The organism is Oleiagrimonas sp. (assembly GCF_027858935.1).
GTDB lineage: Bacteria > Pseudomonadota > Gammaproteobacteria > Xanthomonadales > Rhodanobacteraceae > Oleiagrimonas.
Window position 1 is genome coordinate 1 of the sequence record NZ_JAQIBU010000279.1, and the last position, 4,208, is coordinate 4,208.

General features: G+C 65.5%; 6 protein-coding genes and 1 pseudogene. 3 read left to right on the forward strand and 4 right to left on the reverse strand.

Going from position 1 to position 4,208, the window contains the following annotated elements:
- The 3 genes and pseudogenes from PF446_RS10355 to PF446_RS10365 form a co-directional block, all read right to left on the reverse strand.
- A pseudogene (locus PF446_RS10355) lies at nt 1-170 on the reverse strand (ribulose-phosphate 3-epimerase); the annotation flags it as partial.
- 61 nt (nt 171-231) lie between these two features.
- The gene (gene djlA / locus PF446_RS10360) at nt 232-1,020 is read right to left on the reverse strand and encodes a co-chaperone DjlA (RefSeq protein ID WP_298071347.1); all 789 of its coding nucleotides are present in this window, start codon (nt 1,018-1,020) and stop codon (nt 232-234) included.
- The gene (locus PF446_RS10365; RefSeq protein ID WP_298071348.1) at nt 1,020-1,331 is read right to left on the reverse strand and encodes a c-type cytochrome; all 312 of its coding nucleotides are present in this window, start codon (nt 1,329-1,331) and stop codon (nt 1,020-1,022) included. The genes djlA and PF446_RS10365 overlap by 1 nt, the downstream gene beginning before the upstream one ends.
- Nucleotides 1,332-1,461: 130 nt before the next feature.
- Here PF446_RS10365 and PF446_RS10370 point away from each other — a divergent pair, with 130 nt between their 5' ends.
- The 3 genes from PF446_RS10370 to PF446_RS10380 all read left to right on the forward strand — a co-directional run bounded on the left by PF446_RS10370 (nt 1,462) and on the right by PF446_RS10380 (nt 3,578).
- Entirely contained in the window at nt 1,462-2,358 is an 897-nt protein-coding gene (locus tag PF446_RS10370; RefSeq protein WP_298071349.1) for a phosphoribosylaminoimidazolesuccinocarboxamide synthase, read from the forward strand.
- 268 nt (nt 2,359-2,626) lie between these two features.
- Nucleotides 2,627-3,091 (forward strand): Mpo1-like protein, encoded by a 465-nt coding sequence (locus PF446_RS10375; RefSeq protein WP_298071350.1) that lies wholly within the window; start codon nt 2,627-2,629, stop codon nt 3,089-3,091.
- 73 nt (nt 3,092-3,164) lie between these two features.
- Complete coding sequence (locus PF446_RS10380; protein WP_298071351.1) at nt 3,165-3,578, forward strand: hypothetical protein; 414 nt, start codon at nt 3,165-3,167, stop codon at nt 3,576-3,578.
- 21 nt (nt 3,579-3,599) lie between these two features.
- On the opposite strand, the gene PF446_RS10385 is transcribed toward PF446_RS10380, so the two are convergent.
- Nucleotides 3,600-4,208, reverse strand: a 609-nt coding sequence (locus PF446_RS10385; RefSeq protein WP_298071352.1) for an NAD-dependent epimerase/dehydratase family protein, incomplete at its 5' end; no start/stop codon positions are given.

Here is a 4,208-nt window from a genome sequence, read left to right on the forward strand (position 1 = left end):
GACTTGAGCACCATCGGTCCCATGGTCAGGTTGGGCACGTAATGGTTGTCCATGACGTCGAAGTGCACCCAGTCGCCGCCGGCCTCGAGCGCAGCGCGGGTATCGTCGCCCAGACGGGCAAAATCGGCCGAGAGTATGGAGGGTGCGATGACGGATGGTTGCCGGGACATGGGCGTTCCTGTGTGCAATGCGTAGATGAAAGCTTACCGGAGCATGCTGCCCGCAAGCGTCTTACTTGAAGCCGCGCTCGGCCTTGATGCGCTCGTATGCGGCGTTGATCTCGCTGGCACGTGACTCGGCGCGCTTGCGCAACGCCTCGGGCAGGTCGCCGAGGCGGTCCGGGTGATGCTCGGATATCAGCTTGCGGTAGGCCCGCTTGATGGCACGGTCGTCGGCGTCGCGCTGGATTCCCAGTATCGCGTATGGATCGGGGCCGGTGGATGCGCGCCTTGGCGGGGTGTACTGACCACCTTGCGCACCACCCCAGCCACGCCCGCCGCCGGGTGGCGTCCAGGCGTAGCCTTTCATCGCCATCAACGCCATCAGCTCCATTTCACTGATGCGCAGCGCGGCCGAAAGACGGCGCAGGATCTGCATCTTGGCTTCGCCCGCGCCCTCGGCCAGCACCGTCTCCACCACCACGTCCAGGATGGTGATGGCATGATCACGCCGCCCGCCGCTCCAGTCGCGCAACTGGACCAGCGCGCGGTCCAGATCGAAGTCGCCCTGCTTGCCGGCATTGAAGCTGGTCATGGCCTGACGACGCTGCTCCACGGACAGGCCCATGCGGCCCATCAACCGTTCAGCGATGGCGATTTCCGACGCACTGACCCGACCGTCGGCCTTGGCCACGGCACCCAGCAGGCCGAACAGCGGATCGACCAGATCGCCAAAAGACGCCTGCGGCCGCACCACGTGCCGGTGTGGCGTGAACATCCAGCCGATCACGCCACCGATCAGCGCCCCGAAAAAGCCGTGCAGCAGCAGATAGCCGACGAAGGCGCCGATCAACATGCCCATCAGTGCGACCCTCCGCTCAGCGACGGTGCCAGCGGCTGCGCGGCGTACCAGTGCGCCAGGGCCTTGAGTTCGGACACGCGCAATGGACCGAGCGCGGCGCGCATCACCGCGACATTGCGGCGACCGTCACGGTACTGGTGCATGGCATTGATCAGATATGCGTAGCGCTGACCGGCCAGGTTGGGCACACCGGCCACCACGGACTTGCCATGCTTGCCATGGCAAGCGGCACAGAGTCCCAGCTGTGACGGAGGTGCGGGCACAACGGCCCCGGCTGCACTGCCCACGGCCAGCAGTCCTCCCACGATCATGAATACGCCTCTCATCACCGCCCAAAGCCTTCAACGAAAGTCGCCCATTCTACCAGCCACTCGGGCGCAGGCATCCCTGCATGGTCACGGCCCGTTACAATGGTGATCTGCCCCCAACGGAAGCCCTGCCGTGCCTACCTGTCTCAAGCATTCGGACCTGCCGGGTCTGGAACCGATCTATCGCGGCAAGGTTCGCGACGTCTACGCCCTGCCCGACGAACGCCTGCTGATCATTGCCAGCGACCGGCTCTCGGCGTTCGACGTGATCCTGCCCGACCCAATCCCGGGCAAGGGCGAGATGCTCACGCAGATCTCCAACTTCTGGTTCGGCAAGAGCGCCCACCTGATGCCCAATCACCTGACCGGAACGGCGGTCGCCGAGGTGTTGCCCGAGGGTGCCGATGTGGCCCTGTATGCAAGGCGCGCGGTGGTCACGAAAAAGCTCAAGCCGGTGCCGGTGGAAGCGATCGCCCGCGGCTACCTGATCGGTTCGGGCTGGAAGGACTACCAGGCCACCGGTTCCTTGTGCGGCATCCGACTGCCTCAAGGCCTGCAACAGGCCGAACAACTGCCCGAACCGATCTTCACGCCCTCGACCAAGGCCGCTGCCGGCGACCACGACGAGAACATCGGCTTCGATCAGGTGGTCGCCTCGATCGGCGCGGACCTGGCCGAGCAGGTGCGCGCCGCCACGCTGGCCATTTATCGTTTCGCCGCCGCGCATGCCGCCGAGCGCGGCATCATCATCGCCGACACCAAACTGGAATTCGGCACCGATTCCGATGGCAAGCTGTACGTGATGGACGAGATGCTCACGCCCGACTCCTCGCGCTTCTGGCCAGCCGACGCCTACGCGCTCGGCACCAGCCCGCCCAGCTTCGACAAGCAGTTCGTGCGTGACTACCTGGAAACACTGGACTGGAACAAGAAGGCGCCCGGCCCGGAGCTGCCGCGCGAAGTCATCGAGGGCACCGCCGCGCGCTACGCCGAGGCGCTCAAGCGTCTGGCCGACATCGAACTCGACTGAGGCGTGATGCCTGCGAAGTGGCGGACGTGGCGTAGCCCGGATAAGCCAAGCGCATCCGGGAAAAACCTGCCGGAACACACATCTTTCATCGAATATGCAGACCAAGGCCGCGCAGCGGCCTGTCCCGGATGCGGCTTTGCCTTATCCGGGCTACGCGGCAGCCTGCACGTTCTCGCGGGAGCCGTGCCTTTTGCCGCGCAGCAGCTTTATCCGGGCGCGGACCGGCGCGAGTATGCTGCAATGGCCATCGCTCGAAGGGGAGCCCGACATGCGTGACGCACAGCAGTGGTTCGACGCCTACGGCCAGGATCACCAGAACCCCACCAATCGTGCCATCCACTGGGTCTGTGTTCCGGTGATCCTGTGGTGCGTGATCGCCGGATTATGGCTGATCCCGATTCCACCGATGCTCGGGCGGCAGGGCTTCTGGGCCGCTGCGGTGATGTTCTTCTCGTTCGTTTTCTACTACCGCATCTCTCGCGCCATTGGTCTTGGCATGGTGCTGGTGTTTGTGGTGTTTGGCCTGGCCACCGAAGCCCTGTACCGCCGGCTGGGCCCGGTATCTCTGGGCGAACTGGCCGCAGCGCTGTTCGTGCTGGCCTGGATCGGACAATTCGTGGGCCACAAGATCGAGGGACACAAGCCATCCTTCCTGACCGACCTGACGTATCTGCTGATCGGCCCGGCCTGGCTTCTGGGCAAGTTGATGCGACGCGTCGGCCTGCGCTACTGAGCACCAATCTGCAGGCGCGCGAATGGCGACTGCGGCACAATAGGCGCCTTGGCTTTCCGCAACGGTCGACATCATGAGCTCACTGCTGGCGATCAGCTCCTCGCTGGTCTACCTGATCCTCGCCGACAGCGCGGTGGCGCTGCTGCTGGCCTTGATCTGCTGGGGTTTGCTGCGCTGGACAACGCGCTGTCCGGTGCCTTTCAACCGGACCTACCTGGGTTGCCTGATGTGGGCCTTCGCCGCCAGTGCGGCCACACTGCTGCTGATCACCATCGGCGGCCTCCAGGCCATCGGACCCGGGCAGTCGCTTCTGGCTTCGCCGTGGATCCGGGGTGCCTTCGTAATGGACATGCTGTTGGGCGTGGTGCTGTTGTGGCGTCTGATCCCGCGTGGGGACGGTCATCGCATCACCCTGGGCAATGCCTGCCTGTGTGTGGGCGTGCTGGCCGTGCTGGCGCTGATTCCGCTGCTCGGCTTTTCGCACTGAGCACTATGCACTGAGCACTATTCAGGGCCGAAAATCGCGCGGGTGCACACCCAGGCAGGCGATCAGTTCGCGGTTGTCGGCCACCAGATCGGCATCCAGACGCATGATCGCGCCGCGCCCGCGCGGGAAAAACCTCGCCGCCGCCCGCAACACGAGGCGCGGCACCGGCACCGGCAGCGTCCAGCCGGGCAATCCCTGCCGCACGCGGGCAAACATCCGCGCCGCCGTCAGGCGCTCGCCACCACCCACCGGCAACACCTTTCCGCCTGCGGCATCGGTATGCAGCGCAGCCCGCACCGCTTCGGCCAGGTCGGCGGCATGCACCGGCTGGCGCAGGCCTCGGCCCGCGGGCAAGGGAAAGACCCGCCAACGTTGGGCGCGCCGCGCCAGCGGGGTCAGACTGTGATCATGACCACCGCCATAGATCAGGGTGGCGCGCAGCACGGTCCAGCGCATGCCCCGCCGCGCACAGGTCCGGGCCAGTCGCGCCTCGGCTTCGCGCAATCGCTGCGAGAGGGCTCTCTCTTCCGCCAGCGGAGACTCGTGTTTGCTCTCTGCGCTCATCGAGGACATCGCCACAATGCAAGGATGTCCATCGATGTCGGCCTGCTCCAGCCAGGTGGAAAAGTG